The 18657-nt window shown below is 39.0% G+C and carries 20 protein-coding genes; 18 read left to right on the top strand and 2 right to left on the bottom strand.

Translation table 11 applies throughout. The features are described 5' to 3' along the window. Window positions 1–209 precede the first annotated feature (209 nt). From AAFN64_RS06460 to lgt, 5 genes are all read left to right on the top strand, one after another. A complete protein-coding gene (locus tag AAFN64_RS06460) occupies window positions 210–650 on the top strand; it encodes a hypothetical protein (protein ID WP_300489373.1) in 441 nt (146 codons plus the stop codon). 173 nt (window positions 651–823) lie between these two features. Continuing rightward, window positions 824–1495 carry a GTP cyclohydrolase I FolE gene (folE, locus tag AAFN64_RS06455; protein ID WP_300489371.1) on the top strand — a complete coding sequence of 224 codons (672 nt, stop codon included), beginning with the start codon at window positions 824–826 and terminating at the stop codon, window positions 1493–1495. A 47-nt stretch (window positions 1496–1542) separates the two neighbouring features. Next, complete coding sequence (cysS, locus tag AAFN64_RS06450; protein WP_347759743.1) at window positions 1543–3024, top strand: cysteine--tRNA ligase; 1482 nt, start codon at window positions 1543–1545, stop codon at window positions 3022–3024. A 57-nt stretch (window positions 3025–3081) separates the two neighbouring features. Beyond that, a complete protein-coding gene (gene yidD / locus AAFN64_RS06445; protein ID WP_347759742.1) occupies window positions 3082–3309 on the top strand; it encodes a membrane protein insertion efficiency factor YidD in 228 nt (75 codons plus the stop codon). Between the two features lie 85 nt (window positions 3310–3394). Further along, on the top strand, window positions 3395–4324 hold the full coding sequence (lgt, locus tag AAFN64_RS06440) for a prolipoprotein diacylglyceryl transferase (RefSeq protein WP_347759913.1): 930 nt from the start codon (window positions 3395–3397) through the stop codon (window positions 4322–4324). Between the two features lie 90 nt (window positions 4325–4414). Here the strand turns inward: lgt and rho are convergent, their stop codons facing one another. Beyond that, the gene (gene rho / locus AAFN64_RS06435) at window positions 4415–6163 is read right to left on the bottom strand and encodes a transcription termination factor Rho (RefSeq protein ID WP_347759741.1); all 1749 of its coding nucleotides are present in this window, start codon (window positions 6161–6163) and stop codon (window positions 4415–4417) included. 186 nt (window positions 6164–6349) lie between these two features. On the opposite strand from rho, the gene AAFN64_RS06430 reads away from it, so the two are divergent. The 4 genes from AAFN64_RS06430 to AAFN64_RS06415 all read left to right on the top strand — a co-directional run bounded on the left by AAFN64_RS06430 (window position 6350) and on the right by AAFN64_RS06415 (window position 9663). Continuing rightward, the gene (locus AAFN64_RS06430) at window positions 6350–6760 is read left to right on the top strand and encodes a DUF4293 domain-containing protein (protein ID WP_136402941.1); all 411 of its coding nucleotides are present in this window, start codon (window positions 6350–6352) and stop codon (window positions 6758–6760) included. A 192-nt stretch (window positions 6761–6952) separates the two neighbouring features. Beyond that, complete coding sequence (locus AAFN64_RS06425; protein ID WP_300489612.1) at window positions 6953–7615, top strand: response regulator transcription factor; 663 nt, start codon at window positions 6953–6955, stop codon at window positions 7613–7615. A gap of 12 nt (window positions 7616–7627) precedes the next feature. Then, window positions 7628–7906, top strand: coding sequence for a hypothetical protein (locus AAFN64_RS06420; RefSeq protein ID WP_300489615.1), 279 nt, complete (start codon window positions 7628–7630; stop codon window positions 7904–7906). A 2-nt stretch (window positions 7907–7908) separates the two neighbouring features. Continuing rightward, on the top strand, window positions 7909–9663 hold the full coding sequence (locus AAFN64_RS06415) for an ATP-binding protein (RefSeq protein WP_347759739.1): 1755 nt from the start codon (window positions 7909–7911) through the stop codon (window positions 9661–9663). 1 nt (window position 9664) lies between these two features. On the opposite strand, the gene AAFN64_RS06410 is transcribed toward AAFN64_RS06415, so the two are convergent. Further along, window positions 9665–10162, bottom strand: a complete 498-nt coding sequence (locus tag AAFN64_RS06410; protein ID WP_347759737.1) for a metallophosphoesterase family protein — start codon at window positions 10160–10162, stop codon at window positions 9665–9667. Window positions 10163–10318: 156 nt separating this feature from the next. Here AAFN64_RS06410 and truA point away from each other — a divergent pair, with 156 nt between their 5' ends. From truA to AAFN64_RS06365, 9 genes are all read left to right on the top strand, one after another. Further along, window positions 10319–11071 carry a tRNA pseudouridine(38-40) synthase TruA gene (truA, locus tag AAFN64_RS06405; protein WP_300489622.1) on the top strand — a complete coding sequence of 251 codons (753 nt, stop codon included), beginning with the start codon at window positions 10319–10321 and terminating at the stop codon, window positions 11069–11071. Continuing rightward, complete coding sequence (locus AAFN64_RS06400; RefSeq protein WP_300489625.1) at window positions 11068–12816, top strand: ABC transporter ATP-binding protein; 1749 nt, start codon at window positions 11068–11070, stop codon at window positions 12814–12816. Before truA ends, AAFN64_RS06400 begins: the two co-directional genes overlap by 4 nt. Window positions 12817–13004: 188 nt before the next feature. Beyond that, the gene (gene lpdA, locus AAFN64_RS06395; RefSeq protein ID WP_300489628.1) at window positions 13005–14393 is read left to right on the top strand and encodes a dihydrolipoyl dehydrogenase; all 1389 of its coding nucleotides are present in this window, start codon (window positions 13005–13007) and stop codon (window positions 14391–14393) included. A gap of 202 nt (window positions 14394–14595) precedes the next feature. Next, entirely contained in the window at window positions 14596–15231 is a 636-nt protein-coding gene (locus AAFN64_RS06390; protein WP_347759735.1) for a DUF4377 domain-containing protein, read from the top strand. Between the two features lie 144 nt (window positions 15232–15375). Further along, complete coding sequence (locus AAFN64_RS06385) at window positions 15376–16584, top strand: retropepsin-like aspartic protease (RefSeq protein ID WP_347759734.1); 1209 nt, start codon at window positions 15376–15378, stop codon at window positions 16582–16584. Window positions 16585–16590: 6 nt separating this feature from the next. Then, entirely contained in the window at window positions 16591–17052 is a 462-nt protein-coding gene (locus AAFN64_RS06380) for a GNAT family N-acetyltransferase (RefSeq protein ID WP_300489637.1), read from the top strand. Between the two features lie 72 nt (window positions 17053–17124). After that, on the top strand, window positions 17125–17514 hold the full coding sequence (locus AAFN64_RS06375; RefSeq protein ID WP_347759732.1) for a VOC family protein: 390 nt from the start codon (window positions 17125–17127) through the stop codon (window positions 17512–17514). Between the two features lies 1 nt (window position 17515). Continuing rightward, complete coding sequence (locus AAFN64_RS06370; RefSeq protein WP_347759730.1) at window positions 17516–18085, top strand: Crp/Fnr family transcriptional regulator; 570 nt, start codon at window positions 17516–17518, stop codon at window positions 18083–18085. Between the two features lie 75 nt (window positions 18086–18160). Continuing rightward, window positions 18161–18604 carry a carboxymuconolactone decarboxylase family protein gene (locus tag AAFN64_RS06365; RefSeq protein ID WP_347759729.1) on the top strand — a complete coding sequence of 148 codons (444 nt, stop codon included), beginning with the start codon at window positions 18161–18163 and terminating at the stop codon, window positions 18602–18604. Window positions 18605–18657: the final 53 nt, after the last annotated feature.

Here is an 18657-nt window from a genome sequence, read left to right as displayed (position 1 = left end):
TATAATTAGTTTTTTGGAACGCGAAATTTACATAAAATTAAGAAACAATTAACTTTATTAGTGTAAAAAACATCATCAATTACAAAAATTAACATTTCCAGCAAAATACCATAACAAAAATAAAGCATCTAGTTAAATAATTTTGTTACATTGATAATTATTCGTTTTTTTTTATAGTTTTACAAACTTAACCAACCTGAAATTTCATTATGAAACAATTTTATTCCAAAAGTATTATAGGATTATTTCTATTATTCATCACCTCTTTATCCGCTCAAAGCGCAAAGTCTCCTTTTACACTGACTTCCGTTAACTCGGATTCAAACGCGATATTGAAAGTTACAACTACGCAGGATTTAACACAAGGATACACTATCGAGGTACAAAACAATGCTTGCGGTATCAACCCATCCGAATATCTGGAAAAACCAGTATTCTTCAAGTCTACCGACAGCCAGTATGCGAGCAATTTCACAAGATCTAACAACGATTACATTTTTACTTCTCCCCTAACCTTAAGCTTATTGTCATCAAAATGGTTCCGTTGGAGAGTTATTGATAATAAAGGTGTGACTTCTCAATGGATGTGTTATTCCTGGAGTGACTACTGTACCACTTTCTTAAAAAGTGACGGTTCTTGTAAAAACTAAGAATAGTTCTCAAAACTATTTCTCATATAATAAGGTTAAGCATTTTGTTTAACCTTTTTTTATTTTATTAAATGATTAACATTTAAAACACAATTTACAGTAGGAATCCGAATACAAAATCAAGTTTATTAGTTATCTTTGCAGCTAATTTTTTTACTTTAAAATTCCACATAATGATCCATAATGATGATTTGCACGACGAAATGGGCGACAATCACATCGCATCCAGCGCTGAAACACCATTACGTCCTGATGCTTTTGAAATATCCGATGAAGAAAAAATAAATGCTATCAAAAAAGACGTTGAAAGCATCCTAAATACTTTAGGATTGGATTTAACCGACGATAGCCTGAAAGGAACACCAAACCGTGTTGCTAAAATGTTTGTAAAAGAAATTTTCGGCGGATTAAATCCTGCGAAAAAACCGGGATCTTCTACTTTCGACAATAAATACAAATACGGCGAAATGCTGGTTGAAAAAAACATCACAGTATATTCAACCTGTGAACACCACTTATTACCTATCGTAGGTCGTGCGCACGTAGCCTATATCTCCAACGGTACCGTAGTGGGATTATCCAAAATGAACCGTATTGTCGATTATTTCGCTAAAAGACCACAGGTTCAGGAGCGTTTAACGATTCAGATTGTACAGGAATTACAACGCGTACTAAATACGCAGGATGTAGCCTGTGTTATCGATGCCAAACACCTATGCGTTAATTCACGTGGAATCCGCGATATCGAAAGTAGTACCGTTACGGCCGAATTTGGCGGAAAATTCAAAGAAGACAAGGTACGCCGCGAGTTTTTAGACTATATTAAGCTGGACACTCAATTTTAATTTGCTATTTTAGACAATTAAATAAATCAAACAACAAATAGTATACGATGCAATTATATCAAAATCAGAATTTGAAGATTTACAATTCTCTTTCCGGGGAAAAAGAACTTTTCACTCCTATTCACGAGGGAAATGTCGGAATGTATGTTTGTGGACCAACGGTTTACAGCAATGTACATTTGGGAAATTGTAGAACTTTTATCTCTTTTGATTTAATCTATCGTTATTTAAAGCATCTTGGGTTTAAAGTACGCTATGTACGTAATATTACCGATGTTGGACATTTGGTTGACGATGAAGATGATGGTGAAGACAAAATCGCCAAAAAAGCACGTATCGACCAGATCGAACCGATGGAAGTAGTACAAAAATATACGGTGGATTTTCACCAGATTCTAGAGCTTTTCAACAACCTGACGCCTAGTATCGAACCGACTGCCACCGGGCATATCATCGAACAGATTGAGATTATCAAACAGATAATCGACAACGGCTTTGCCTATGTGGTAAACGGTTCCGTTTATTTTGACGTGGTTAAATTCAACGAATCGCACCACTACGGAATCCTGAGTGGTCGTAATATCGACGATATGATTGCCAACACCCGCGACCTTGACGGTCAGTCGGACAAAAAGAATCCGCAGGATTTTGCTTTGTGGAAAAATGCCGAGCCGCAACACATCATGCGTTGGCCTTCACCATGGGGCGACGGATTTCCGGGATGGCATTTGGAATGTACCGCAATGAGTACCAAATACCTGGGCGAAAAATTCGATATCCACGGTGGCGGAATGGATTTAAAATTCCCACACCACGAATGTGAAATCGCACAAAACGAAGCTTGTACTGGTCATTCACCGGTAAATTACTGGATGCATGCCAATATGCTTACGCTAAACGGTAAAAAAATGGCTAAATCGACCGGAAACAACATTCTTCCAAGAGAATTATTTTCGGGCGAAAACACGGTTTTAAGCAAAGCTTTTTCACCAGCCGTAGCCCGTTTCTTTATCCTTCAGGCACATTACAGAAGCATCCTTGACTTTTCGGACGAAGCGATATTGGCCTCCGAAAAAGGTTTTAACCGATTAATGGAAGCGATCGACTCGTTAGAAAACATCCAACCGGAAGCAACGTCTACATTAGACATCAATAGCTGGAAACAGGCTTGTTATGACGCCATGAATGACGATTTTAACAGTCCGATCCTGATCGCACAGCTTTTCGAAGCCGTTCGGTATATCAACTTACTAAAAGACGGTAAAGAAAGTTTAAACGCGACCGATCTGGAGCAATTTAAAAAAGCGATAAAAGCTTTTGTATTTGACGTTTTAGGTCTGAAAAATGAAAAAGCAGATGATGCCGAAAACGGAAAACTGGAAGGCGTAATCAACATGTTGATCGGTATGCGAAACGAAGCCAGAGCCAACAAAAACTTTGCACTATCCGATCAGATCCGGGATCAGTTAATTGCCTTAGGCATTCAATTAAAAGACGGAAAAGAAGGCACTTCCTTCTCGTTAAACTAAAAATATACAACCAAAATGATGAAGCTTCCAACTTCATCATTTTTATTTTAAACACCCATGACCATTCGAAAAATACTCATCACACCTTTTATCTGGATCATCCGTTTTTATCAGGTTGCAATCTCCCCTTTCACACCCTCGGTTTGCCGTTATTCGCCTACCTGTTCGCAATATTCCCTCGAAGCGTTGCAAAAACACGGACTTTTTAAAGGGAGTTGGCTGGCCGCAAAAAGAATTATCAGTTGCAATCCCTGGGGCGGAAAAGGTTACAATCCCGTTCCGTGATTTAATCTTTAAATTTCCCTTAAATATGAGTATGGTTCGCTCACATTTCTCTATTTTTACCAAAATATAAGCACATAATACTATGATGACACACGCTTTACAATTCGTCTGGAATCCTTCACACGGAATTGATTTAGGCTTTTTTACCGTTCGTTATTACAGCCTGATGTTTGTAATTGCCTTTGGATTAGGATGGTACATTATGAAACATATCTACGAAAGAGAAAACATTCCAATCGAAAAACTGGACTCTCTTTTTATTTATACCGTATTCGCTACGTTAATCGGCGCCCGACTGGGACATGTATTTTTCTACGATTGGGATTATTTTAAAGATCACAAACTGGAAATTTTATTGCCGTTCCGTTTTGAACCGCATTTCGAATTTACCGGATTCGCCGGATTGGCCAGCCACGGTGCTGCTATCGCTATTATCCTGGTAATGTACTACTACAGCAAAAAAATCATCCACAAACCAATATTATGGATTTTAGACCGTATCATTATTCCGGTTACCTGTGGTGGTATCTTTGTTCGTTTGGGTAACTTTTTCAATTCCGAAATCGTAGGCCACGAAACCGCTTCCTCTTTGGGAATCCGTTTTATTCAGGACAAATATACTCCGGGCGAAGCCATGCGTTTAACCAATATCAACAACGCCACCGAAGCTTATAAAGCCATCGAAAGTAACCCGCAATTTGCACCGTTATTGGAAAATGTAATCCCTAAACACCCGGCACAGTTATACGAAGCATTCGGGTATATTTTTGTATTCCTGATCCTGTTCTTCCTATACTGGAAAACGAATGTACGCGAAAAACTGGGCTTCCTGTTCGGTTTATTCCTGGTATTACTTTGGACGGTACGTTTTATCGTAGAATACGTAAAAGAAAGCCAGGGTGGTTTCGAAAACGAATTAGGACTATTCTCAACCGGTCAGTGGTTAAGTATTCCTTTTATCATTGTAGGCCTTATCCTATTGATCCGCGCTAAAAAACAAGATACAACCGCGTAATAAAATAAACCTGACAGGTGTTAAAACCAAATAAAAAAGGCTGCTTCAGATTTAAAGCAGCCTTTTTTATATTTAATTATTTCCTGTTCGTTAGTCATTCATCGAAATCAGGAACTCTTCGTTGTTTCGGGTTTTCTTAAATCGGTCGTTGATAAAATCCATTGCTTCTACCGGATTCATATCCGCCAGGTATTTACGCATAATCCACATACGCTGAATCGTTGCTTCATCCAACAACAAGTCATCACGACGCGTACTGGATGATGTTAGATCGATAGCCGGGAAAATACGTTTGTTTGCAATTTTTCTATCCAATTGAAGCTCCATATTACCGGTACCTTTAAATTCTTCGAAGATCACTTCATCCATTTTAGATCCGGTTTCGGTTAATGCTGTAGCAATGATACTTAAAGAACCTCCGTTTTCGATATTACGAGCCGCTCCGAAGAAACGTTTTGGCTTCTGAAGCGCATTGGCATCAACACCACCACTCAATACCTTACCGGACGCAGGCTGAACCGTATTGTACGCTCGCGCCAGACGTGTAATCGAATCCAAAAGGATTACAACATCATGTCCGCATTCTACCAAACGTTTTGCTTTTTCCAATACAATATTGGCCACTTTTACGTGACGTTCTGCCGGTTCATCAAAAGTAGACGCAATTACTTCTCCGCGTACACTGCGTTGCATATCGGTAACCTCTTCCGGACGTTCATCAATAAGCAATACAATCAGATACGCTTCCGGGTGATTGGCTGCAATGGTATTCGCAATATCTTTTAAAAGCATTGTTTTACCCGTTTTAGGCTGCGCTACAATCATACCACGCTGTCCTTTTCCGATAGGTGAAAACAAATCGATAATACGTGTTGAAATCGTACTTTGTTTTTCTGCCAATTTGAATTTTTCTTCCGGGAATAAAGGCGTCAAATGTTCAAAAGAAACACGATCACGAACCACCTGAGGGTCATGTCCGTTGATTTTTAATACGCGTACCAACGGGAAATATTTCTCTCCTTCTTTTGGCGGACGCACCACTCCTTTTACCGTATCTCCCGTTTTTAATCCAAACAGACGAATCTGGGATTGCGACAGGTAAATATCATCCGGAGAAGCCAGGTAATTATAATCCGAAGAACGTAAAAATCCGTAACCGTCCGGCATCATTTCCAATACACCTTCACTTTCAATAATTCCGTCGAACTCATAATCCGGTTCTCTGAAATTTTGTTTTTTGTTTTTCTGGTTTGGATTGGTATTCTGATTTTGGGAATTCCCCTGATTGGTATTGGTTTGTGGTTTTTCAGTTACACCCTCGGTTGGGTTTTCTTCCTGATTTTGCTGGCGGGATTGCTGTTGAGATGCGTTTGCCTGTGGTTGCGCTGGCGTTTTGGAATTATTATCTTTTGTAAAGCGCTGTTTTTGCTGGAATTCTTTTTTCTTGGTAAAGCTATTCTCCTTTTTCGGTTCTGTAACTTCCGGAGTTGCTTTTTCTTTGTTTTGTTCTGAAGGGATCACTTCTGTTTCTTTCGGGGCCGCAATTACTGCTTCTGCCTTTACATTGGTCTCTTTAACTGCAACAGGAAGCGGATTGCTTTCTTTTTTAGTTTCCCTTTGTGGTTTTGCTATTCTTGCTCTTTTAATTTTACCCTCTGCCGCAGGCGTCTCTTCTTTTAAAGCTGGTTTTACAACTTCCGGGTTTGTTGCCTGATGATCTAGAATCTGATAAATTAATTCGTCTTTCTTTAGGTTTCGATACTTATTAATTTTAGCAATCTTCGCAATCTCTTGAAGCTCAGCGAGCTTCATTTCTTTTAATACAGAAATATCAAACATGAATCGTTTTCTAGTTAAATTAAATGTAATGTAGATCTAAATTTGGGTAGTATATTTTTGTGAAATGAAAGAACCGCAAAATGAAGTACTTACGGTTTGACTATGCAATAATACGAATTTATTTTGTTTCATATCCTATTTTTTAAAAAAAGAAATGCTATTTTTGCTCAACAATTTCAGATCACAATGTTACAACGAATTCAAACCGTATACCTTTTTATCGCTTTTGTCTTCTCGGGAATACTACCTTTTGTTTTTCCGCTTTGGACAAATCCTGCCGGTGAAAAAGTATTTTTCATGACCAATCTGGTTTATGTATCGCTTTTCGGTTTAAGCACAACGCTTTCGTTGATTAGTATCTTTAGTTATAAAAACAGACAAAACCAGTTTGTTATGAACCGGTTAAATATGATATCAAACGTTATATTACTAGGATTATTTGTGTATCGCTCACTAAATTTATCTGGAGAAACGCAAGTTTCTGAGAAAGGTATTGGGATGTTTCTTCCTATTGTTTCTATCGTTTTTTTGGTCTTAGCCAATAAAGCCATCAAGAAGGATGAAGATCTTGTAAAATCTGTAGATCGATTACGATAAACCTATCATCTTAGTTTATTAGTGCGTTAAAAAACCGGATCAGTTTTGATCCGGTTTTTTTATTTTAACGACAAACCAATCATCGTTTATTTTATTCCTTTTATCGTTTATTCACAATATCATCCTTAATTAATTGAATTAAAAATAAAAATATAACACAATTAATATTAAATTTGATTAAAAATAACAGCAATGAATGATAAAATACGTATTCACCTTGCCGATGACCACCTGGTGCTAATCGAAGGAATTCTTGCTGTATTAAAAACAAACAAGAATTTTGAGGTCGTTGGCTATTCCCTTAACGGAAGCGAATTATTGGATAAAATCTATACCCAGTCGGTAGATGTTCTGGTTATCGACATTAACATGCCATGCAAAGACGGTATCGAAGTCTTAAAAGAGTTTGCTCAGAAAGGATTTCCCTGTCACGTGATTGTTTTGTCGAGTTATGACGATGTAAAATTGATCAAAGAAGTAATCCAATTGGGCGCCAAAGGCTATCTCACCAAACAATGCGCCAGCGAAAATATCGTGGATGCCATCACTTGTGTCAGCAAAGGCGAAGAATATTATTCCAAAGCCATACGGGAAAAAATATTCCTGTCATTTACCGGAATCGGAAACGATAAATCGATCGACAACAGCGATCTGTTACTCTTAATAACCGACCGGGAACTTGAAATCTTAAAACTAATTTCCAAAGAATACAGCGGTAAAGAAATCAGCGAAGTGCTTTTTATCAGTACCAATACCGTTGAAACCCACCGTAAAAACCTAATCAAAAAATTAAACGTAAAAAATACCATAGGACTTGTAAAATTTGCTATACGTAACAATCTGATTAACCAATAAATCTACATCACTATGGCCTTACTAAAAAAACATGAAGTGCGTGACAATGGAAACAATTCGTTTGATCTGTTGATCACTTTCCCGGACAATTGCAGCTATACCTACTATTTTGATAGTGCAACATCCAAAAATCATATCGATATCATCCTGAGTATGGCTCAAAAGCCATCACCCAACTTCATTACCCGTAATGAAACGATTATACCGTATAATGATCAATTAAAAATCGACGTAACCCAAACGGAAGACGGTGTTACCGCCACCAAACCTAAAATTGTAATCGAGATCTGATATTGAAAAATAGTATCGTATTTTTTATTCTCCTGTATAGTGGCACTTTTTGGGGGCAAATCCCAAGCGGTAGCGACTCGACCGATTATTATCTGGAGCGTCATCAGGAACTAAAAGCATTGCGATACCTGCAACGGGAATCGGAGCTATTATACCGCGATAAAAATTATACCGAATTATGTCATAAAAGCATTCATAAAGCGCAGATATACACCCGCCTGAAAGATTATTCCAAGGCAACAACAATACTATTTAACGCGCTTCAGATTGCCGAAAAAGAGCAACTTAACCTACAGGAAGCCATTATTTTAAAACATATCGGAATTTGTTTCGAACAAACTAAAAACATCAAACAAGCGGTATATTACCTCCGAAAAAGCGAAAAAAGTGCCTATGCACAGGAAAACGATACGTTATCGGCCTGGGCGCAACAAGGTCTTTTTAAAATTTTTGCCGAAAAAAACAATCTGGACAGCGCTCGTTTTTATATGAAGCGCATTTTGCATATTGCCAAAAACAACGGTACCAATCATCAGAAATATATTGGCTACAGCAACTATGCCGCCTATTATCTTAAAACAAAAGAATACGAAAAAGCCAAAAAATACCTGGACACCACGTTACTATACGCCGAGGCTTCGCAAAATTTAAACAGTCTAAACAATACCCGCAACAATATCGCCTATTATTATCTGGAAGTTGAAAAGAATTACAAAAAAGCCGAAAACCTGTTTTTAGAAATTCTGGCGTCAAAACCAAACGATACCACTTCCCTGTCGACTTCCGATACGTATCTGAACCTGTCGTATGTCTACGAAAAAATGAACGACTTTCAGAAGGCGAATATTTATCTGAACAAATACATCGATAACACGGATGCGTTGTTTAACGAAAGAGTGAGTTCGGAATTACGGGATACGGAAACAAAATACAAGATTTACAAAATTGAAGACACCTATAAAACCAAAGAACAGCTGCTAAAAGACAAAGAAGCCCGCAACAAAAAGCTACTGTATATTTTTATTACGCTGTTTGCCTTTTGTAGTATTCTCTTCTATTTCTTTTACCAGAATATGCGTTTGAAACAAAAAAATAAACTCAAAGATGTGAACAATAAAATCCAGCAAAATATTATCAATGCAACGATTGACGGACAGGAGTTCGAACGAAAACGAATTGCCGGGATTCTCCACGACAGCATCAGCGCCTTGCTATCGTCGGCCAGTTTGCATTTAATGGCCTACGAAACCAACCATCTGGACGAATCGTCGCCTGAGCTTATCAAAACCAAAGCCATCATTAAAGAAGCACACGATAAAATCCGTGATCTGTCGCATACACTGATTCCGCCGGTACTCGAAAAACTCGGCCTCTTGTCGGCTTTACAGGATTTATGCGAGAAAAATTCCAATACCCTTATCCAGTTTGAATTCACCAATCATATCGCTAAAGACATCCGGTATAACAGTGAATTCGAAATGAAGATGTATTTTATCGTAGCCGAATTACTCAACAACATCATCAAACACAGTCAGGCGTCAAAAGCTTTTATTTCGGTCGAACAAAACAACAACCAGCTTTTTATCAATGTGGAAGACAACGGTGCTGGTTTTGATACCAAAAAAACCGAACACAAAGAAGGTTTCGGACTAACGCAGATCAAAGCCCGGATAAGAAGTATGAAAGGAAGCATCACGATTAATTCCAAACCGAATACCGGGACGCTAATCTATATGAAAGTGGAACTTCCGGATTAAATCAGCCTCTTTTCCCGATTTCGATTACTTCCAGTTTCTGAATTTTATCGCCATCGATCTCAAACCGCAACATCGTACGCATCTGGTGAAATCCATGCGTTCCGGCCGCACCGGGATTCATATGCAACAAATTCAGTTCTTTATCGAATTGTACTTTTAAAATATGCGAGTGTCCGCAAATAAATAATTTCGGCGGATTGTTTTTGATTTCCGTACGGATCGCCGGATTGTATTTTCCCGGATAACCGCCAATATGCGTGATCCAAACATCCACACCTTCACAGAAAAAACGATTGTGTAACGGAAACTCCAATCGGGCTTTTCCATCATCAATGTTTCCATAAACGGCACGCAACGGTTTGCGTTCTTTTATCGCATCGGTAACGGACAAATCGCCGATATCGCCGGCATGCCAGACTTCATCGGCCTGGTCTACATATTTTAAAATGGTCGCATCCATATGGCTGTGCGTATCCGAAAGCAGTAAAATCTTTTTCACAACGAGTCTTTTTTAGCGTGGCACGTACTTCTAGTAATTCCCACAAAAATAATCATACTTAACCGTGTTTTAACTTAAAATTATGGTATTTTCAAATTTGTCAGTTCTCGAATTCCCGTATCTTTGTTCTTTTTGTATTAATCTGGAAATTGAACTTTGAGGTACTTCATAGAATTCGCTTATAACGGGAAGAATTATCATGGCTGGCAGTATCAGCCGGATGCCATATCGGTACAGGAAACGCTAAATAAAGCCTTATCGCTTTTATTGAAACAGGAGATCGAACTTGTTGGAGCCGGAAGAACCGATACTGGTGTGCACGCACGGCAAATGTATGCCCATTTTGATTTTGACCAAATTTTGGATTCGGATCGCTGGGTACAAAAATTAAATTCGTTTTTGCCGAAAGATATTGCCGTTTACCGCTTTATCCCGCTACATGACGAAGCCCATGCCCGTTTCGACGCCACCGGCAGAACCTACGAATACCATATCCATCTTTTTAAAGATCCCTTTGAAAACGAAGGTAGCTGGTTCCATTTCCATCCACTAAACGTGGAAGCCATGAATAAAGCTTCGCAATTGCTGTTTGACTATACCGACTTCGAGTGCTTTTCGAAAGTACATACCGATGTGCGCACCTTTAACTGCACCATTACCGAAGCCCATTGGCAACAAAACGGTACAAAATTAGTGTTTACCATTAGTGCCGACCGTTTTTTGCGAAACATGGTCCGCGCCATAGTGGGAACTTTAATTAATATAGGACTTGGGAAAACAACATTGGACGAATTCCGACAAATAATCGAAAGTAAAAACCGTAGTAAAGCCGGCTTTTCCGTTCCGGCACACGGACTTTATCTCACCCGGGTTGTTTATCCCTATATACAAGAGCGCCATTCCCTATGAAAGCCATAAAATCTATTTCTTTAAAAAAAGTAATGCGTTTTGCTAAACCCTATCAGGGACGGTTTAACGCTGTTATTGCCTGGGCGATATCACTATCGATATTTGCCGCATTACGCCCCTATATGTTAAAAGAAACGGTAGACCGTTATCTGACAACACACGATTCCAAAGGACTCCTGCTTTTTATCCTGCTGATGGCGGTGATATTACTGTTTGAGGTGGCTTCGCAGTTTTATTTTGTGTACTGGGCCAACTGGCTCGGACAGGATATTGTAAAAGATATCCGCGAAAAACTGTTCCGTCATATCAGCAACTTCAAGATGAAATATTTCGACAACGAACCGGTAGGAAAACTGGTAACCCGTTCCGTTTCCGATATCGAGTCGATTGCCAGTATTTTCAGTCAGGGGCTGTTTATGATTGTCAGTGATCTGCTAAAAATGGTGGTCATTCTGGGTATTATGTTTTATATGAACTGGAAACTCAGCTGTATCGTTATTCTGGGTATGCCTATATTATTATATGCGACCCGTGTTTTCCAGCAAAAAATGAAAATCGCTTTCGAAGAAGTACGAAATCAGGTGGGTAATCTAAATACGTTTGTTCAGGAACGCGTTACTGGAATGAAGATCGTACAACTTTTTAACCGCGAGGCGATTGAATATGAAAAATTTAAAGTGATCAACCAAAAACACAACGATGCCTGGTTAAAAAATATCCTGTATAACTCGATCTTTTTCCCGATAGCCGATATTGTATCGTCTGTGACTTTAGGGTGTATTATCTGGTATGGCGGTCTAAACATCATCAGCGGTGATAACGCCACCACTTTTGGGGATTTGTTTGCTTATACAATGTTGATCAATATGTTATTTAACCCGTTACGACAGATTGCGGATAAATTCAACGTGATGCAAATGGGTATCATCGCAGCCGAAAGGGTTTTTGAAGTATTGGACATTGATGATCATCTGCAAACTTCCGGAACCGTGGAAGCCACGCATTTTAAAGGAGATATTCGTTTTGAAAATGTTCGTTTCAGTTATATCGAAGGAGAAGAAGTTTTAAAAGGGATCAATCTTAAGGTCAATGCGGGCGAAACTATAGCCATTGTGGGTGCAACCGGAGCCGGTAAGTCTACAATTATTAACTTACTGAACCGTTTTTACGAAATCGACAGCGGTACCATCACTATTGATAATACGCCTATAACCGAATTTACAATCGGAAGTCTACGGAAACAAATCGCCATCGTATTACAGGATGTCTTCTTATTTGCCGATTCGATTTTGAACAATATTACACTATACAATCCGGCGATCAGCCGTGAGGATGTTATTCTTGCCGCTCAGAAAATCGGGGCGCACGACTTTATTATGAGTTTGCCGGGAGATTACGATTATAACGTAAAAGAACGCGGTATTATGCTATCATCCGGTCAGCGACAGTTGATTGCTTTTTTACGGGCCTATGTAAGCAACCCAAGTGTTCTGATTCTCGATGAAGCCACTTCTTCAATCGATACCTATTCGGAAGAACTCATTCAGAAAGCGACGGAAACGATCACCAAAGGAAGAACGTCTATCGTAATTGCACACCGACTGGCAACGATTATCAACGCCGATAAAATCATTGTAATGGACAAAGGGGAAATCGTAGAAGAAGGTACCCATTATCAATTGTTAAACAAGGATAACGGGTTCTACAAAAACCTGTATTACTCACAGTTTGCCGTTACAGAATAAGTGGCAAACCAGCTATTCTGAGTAAAAAAATTAAAAAATCGACAGTCATTTAGCCTTAAAAATAGAAATACACTATTTTTAGCGGGTTCATTTTCGGGATATTTTGAAATTTGATCGCATTAATCTTTTCAGAAAACAAATAAATCCCTATTTTCGTACGCAGAAAATTCATTTGAAATTATACATTTATGAAATACGATATTATTGTTTTAGGAAGCGGGCCAGGTGGTTATGTAACGGCCATCAGAGCTTCACAATTGGGCTTTAAAGTAGCCGTTATTGAAAAAGAAAACTTGGGAGGTATCTGCTTGAACTGGGGATGTATTCCAACAAAAGCGTTATTAAAATCGGCTCAGGTTTTTGATTACCTAAAACATGCTTCCGACTATGGATTAACGGTTAACGAATTCGACAAAGATTTCGGAGCTGTGATCAACCGTAGCCGTGGTGTTGCTGAAGGAATGAGCAAAGGTGTTCAGTTCCTGATGAAAAAAAATAAAATCGATGTAATCGATGGTTTTGGAAAAGTAAAACCGGGTAAAAAAGTAGATGTAACCGATAAAGACGGAAAAGTAACCGAGTATACTGCCGATCATATTATTATCGCTACCGGTGCGCGTTCCCGTGAATTACCAAACTTGCCGCAAGATGGTAAAAAAGTAATCGGATACCGTCAGGCAATGACATTACCGGAACAACCAAAATCAATGATCGTAGTCGGTTCCGGAGCTATCGGAGTAGAATTTGCACATTTTTACAACGCTATGGGAACAGATGTAACCATCGTAGAGTTTATGCCAAATATCGTTCCGGTTGAAGACGAAGATATCTCAAAACAATTTGAGCGTTCGCTTAAAAAAGCCGGTATCAAAATCATGACCAATGCTTCTGTTGAAAAAGTAGACACTACTGGAAACGGCGTAAAAGCAACGGTAAAAACCGCTAAAGGAGAAGAAATTCTGGAAGCCGATATCGTACTTTCTGCAGTAGGTATCAAATCCAACATCGAAAATATCGGATTGGAAGAAGTGGGTATCGCTACCGACAGAGATAAAATCCTTGTTAACGCCTATTACCAAACCAATGTTCCGGGTTATTATGCTATCGGTGACGTGGTTCCGGGTCAGGCATTGGCACACGTTGCTTCTGCTGAAGGAATCCTTTGTGTGGAAAAAATTGCCGGTTTACACGTAGAACCAATCGATTACGGAAATGTTCCGGGATGTACCTATGCTACTCCTGAAATTGCTTCTGTTGGTATGACCGAAAAACAAGCCAAAGAAAAAGGATTTGAAATCAAAGTGGGTAAATTCCCGTTCTCTGCTTCCGGTAAAGCCAAAGCAGCCGGTACGCCAGACGGTTTTGTAAAAGTTATTTTCGACGCTAAATATGGTGAATGGTTAGGTTGCCATATGATTGGTGCCGGTGTAACCGACATGATCGCTGAAGCTGTTGTGGCTCGTAAACTGGAAACTACCGGTCACGAAATCCTAAAAGCAATCCACCCACACCCAACCATGAGTGAGGCTGTGATGGAAGCTGTTGCTGATGCTTACGGAGAAGTGATTCACTTATAAGATCCAAAAAAAACATAGTAAAAGGGCTGTCTCAAAAGAGATAGCCCTTTTTTTATGGCATGATTTTAAAATTTAACACGATTTTTTTAACAAAAATAACTATATTTGTAATATATATTCACTTCACTACACCGCCAGATAGCCCGAAACAAACTTGGACACTGGCAAAATCCACAAGTCATTAACTTTAAAATCAAATAGTATGTTTAGAAACCTAATGTATTTAGCAGTATCCCTTTTTCTATTTGCATCCTGTAGCAAAAGTGATGTGATACGATTAACAGTAGCTTCCGAAGAAGCGGACTGTGTTGGTGTAGCGCCTCAAAAATGTTTATTGGTTAAAAAAGAAGGCCAAAAAGACTGGGAGAATCTTTATAATGGAATCGATGGTTTTATTTTTGAAGATGGAAACGAATATGTATTGGAAGTACGCGAAGAAAAAATCGACAATCCGCCGGCCGATGCGCCTTCTGTAAAATATGTGCTGGTAAATGAAATCTCGAAAACAGCCAAAACATCCGAAGGTCTACCGGCAAAAGCTGAAGCACCGGTTACCCAAACCTTCCAGGTTATCGTAGCGTCACAACAAGCCGATTGTACCGGTGTGGCACCACAAAAATGTTTTCTAGTTAAAAAAGACGGTCAAAAAGACTGGGAATTCTGGTATAACGGTATCGAAGGTTTTAGCTATGAAGCTGGAAACGAATATGTATTGGAGATCAAAGAAGAAAAAATTGACAATCCTCCTGCCGACGGTTCATCGGTAAAATACATACTGGTTAAAGAGATTTCCAAAATAAAGAAAATCTCCGAAAACCTTCCAAAACCTAAAAAATAATCCAATTACAATACTACTGTCAGACCTCAAAATCCGACAGGTTTTTACAAGGTTGTTCTAAAAGACAACCTTTTTTTATTTATTTCCTGAAAATTTTAACAAAATAATACGCATACTTTTTGTAATTTATCGCATCTAAAAATTATGATCATCACAAAACAAAACCGTATGACCCGTTTTCTATGCCTTTTATTTTTACTTTTTATCCCGATTCAGCATAAAGCACAATCCATTACGCTGAATCAGGGCAATACACTTCAAAAAGATTATTTTGCCGAAATTCCGTTTGAAAACATTTATAATAAATTGATCATACCAGTTGTGATCGAAAACAAAACCTACCGCTTTCTATTGGATACGGGCGCACCTTGTGTGATTACCAGTGAACTGAGTAATGTAATGCAATCGAAATTTCTAAGCAGTATCAATATTGTGGATGCTAACGGAAAAAACGATACCATGAAAATGGTCGCCATACCAGCATTATCGTTAGGCGGTATTACTTTTCAGGATATTCCCGCATTGGTTAACGACAATAAAATGATTTTTGAATGCCTTAAAATTGACGGTTTTATCGGTAGTAACCTCCTGCGCAATTCGATCTTACAATTGTCATCTCAAAAAAAGTCCATCATCATAACCGATAATCCTTCCCGATTAAATTTACGCAAAAAATACGCGTCCAAACTCTACCTATACGATACACAAAGCAGTCCTTTTATTAAAATCGGCCTGAAAAACAAAAAAGAAGCTTCCGAAGAACTCCTGTTCGACACCGGGATGAACAACCTCTATGACATGTCGTTACGGGCTTATGATATTCTAAAGGAAGCGAATCTTTTTGTCGATATCGAAGAAGGCTACGGAAATGCCTCTATTGGGATATTTGGTAATTCTGAGGATACTAAAAACTACCGGTTTACCGTTCCGCAAATCAAAATCAACGGAACCGCTTTTAAAAACATGACCATCGAAACCACCAACGACAAAAATTCACGAATCGGTGCCGAACTACTAAACCACGGACTGGTTACTGTGGATTATAAAAACAAATATTTTTATTTCGAACCGTTCAATGAAAGCTACGATTTAAAAGAAAAACAAATCGGCTTTAAACCAACGATCAGCAATGAAAAACTGGTTGTTGGCATTATCTGGGACGATGCGATAAAAGGAACTGTCGGTATTGAAGATGAAATTGTCCAGATTGATGATGTAAACTATGATAACATCAATTATTGCGATATCGTTACCCAACCATCACCGTTGCGAAACAAGAATAAGGAAACTTTTAAAGTAACGTTCCGAAACAGCGTAGGTGATCTGACCACATTAGACCTAACCAAAAAATGACCGCATATGACGATACAACCGATCTACAGCAAGTCCATTCCCTACCCGCTATTGCTATTGGCCGATCCGTATATTGATATGATCAATAGTTATATACACGAATCGTTTTTATATGGAATTCCCGTCGGAAACGATTATATCGGAGTTTATGCTTTATATCCGATCGATGAAACCGCTGTTGAGATCAAAAACATAGCCGTACGGGAAGATCACCAGCAAAAAGGTATTGGGAAGCTTTTATTGCATCACGCCTTTGCAGAAGCCAAAAAAAGGGGTTTTCACGAGGTGATCATCGGAACGGGAAATTCCAGTATTCCGCAATTGCAATGGTACCAGAAACAAGGCTTTGAAGTTACCGGTCTGAAAAAGAATTTCTTTACGGAACATTATAAGGATCCGATTTTCGAAAACGGAATCCAATGCAAACATATGATCGTATTAAGCAAGCCAATTCTCAATTCTCTGTAAGATAAAGTTTGTACATTTGTAATAGTGATCCGGTAATTTCCGGAACAAAACACCAAAATTATTTTATCCTATATGATCACATTTGCCTATACCATCCTATATGTTCAGAATGTAAATCAAGCCATGACATTTTACGAAAAGGCGTTTGGTTTCGAACGTAAATTTATCACACCCGATGAAGATTACGGCGAATTGATCACCGGTTCTACCACACTGTCATTTGCCGTTCATACACTGGCAAAATCGAACCTAAAAGACGGTTATATTGAAAGCAATGCATCCGCAAAACCTTTCGGTATCGAATTGGGCTTTACGTCCGATGATGTCGAAAAAACCGTAGCAGCCGCACTTCAGGCTGGCGCTACATTAACCGAAGCGGTTAAAACCAAACCGTGGGGACAAAAAGTGGCTTATGTGAGAGATCCCGAAGGCTTTTTAGTGGAAATCTGTAGTCCGATGTAAAATGGAACGATTGATCCGGCATATTGAAAAATCGGTAGCGCTAACCCTGGAGGAAAAAGAAGTCATCGCCACAACTTTCCATTCGAAAAAAGTAGCCAAAAAAGAGATCCTTCATACCGAAGGCAGCGTTTGCCAATACAATTATTTTATCGGAAAAGGTTGTTTCCGTCTGTATCTGATCACCGAAAACGGAAAAGAACAGGTTATCCAACTCGGACTTGAAAACTGGTGGATCACCGATTATTCGAGCTATACTTCCGGCCGACCCTCCAAATTTTATATCCAAGCACTGGAAAACTCGGAAGTCCTCTATATCAGTCGTTCGGAACAGGAAACTTTATTTGAAAAAATCCCCGCACTGGAAAGTTATTTCCGGAAAAACCTTGAGCGGGCTTATGCCGCTTCCCTTACGCGAATCGAATATCTTTTTCTGCTTTCGGGCGAAGAACGCTACCTGCAATTTGTAGGCACTTATCCGGAGTTTGCCCAACGGATTCCGCAATATATATTGGCTTCTTTTTTAGGAATCAGCCCGGAATACGTAAGCGAGGTTCGAAAAAAAATGAGTTAAACGCATTTCTTAAACCAGCTTAATTTTTTTCCGGTTGGCACTTCCGAACTTTGTCCTAATAAAAAATCAATCACTATGGACAATCGAATTAACATCAGTCAACTGGAACCGGAAGCGTATAAAATCATGTATGCTTTCGAAAAGTATTTAAGCACTTCCAAGCTTACGGCTATTCATAAAGAGCTTATCAAAATACGCGCTTCGCAAATCAACGGTTGTGCTTTTTGTATCAATATGCACACCAAAGATGCCCGTAAATATGGTGAAACCGAACAACGTATTTATGCGCTAAATGCCTGGCGGGATACCCATTTCTTTTCGGAAGCAGAAAAGGCGATTTTAGCCCTTACGGAAGAAATGACACTTATTCCGAACCATGTATCGGATGCGACCTACGAAAACGCCCGTAAAGCGCTCAATGACGATAATTATCTGGCTCAGGTGATGATGGCCATTATCACGATCAATTCGTGGAATCGGATCGCCATTGCTACTAAAATGATGCCGGAACAAGATTAAAAAAGGGTCGCTTGTAGCGACCCTTTTTTAATGTTTTATGTTTTATTCTTTTC

The organism is Flavobacterium sp. CAU 1735, assembly GCF_039888695.1.
In the GTDB taxonomy this organism is placed as follows: domain Bacteria; phylum Bacteroidota; class Bacteroidia; order Flavobacteriales; family Flavobacteriaceae; genus Flavobacterium.
Note: the sequence above shows the minus strand (reverse complement) of the source record. Positions and strands in the feature narration are given on the sequence as shown.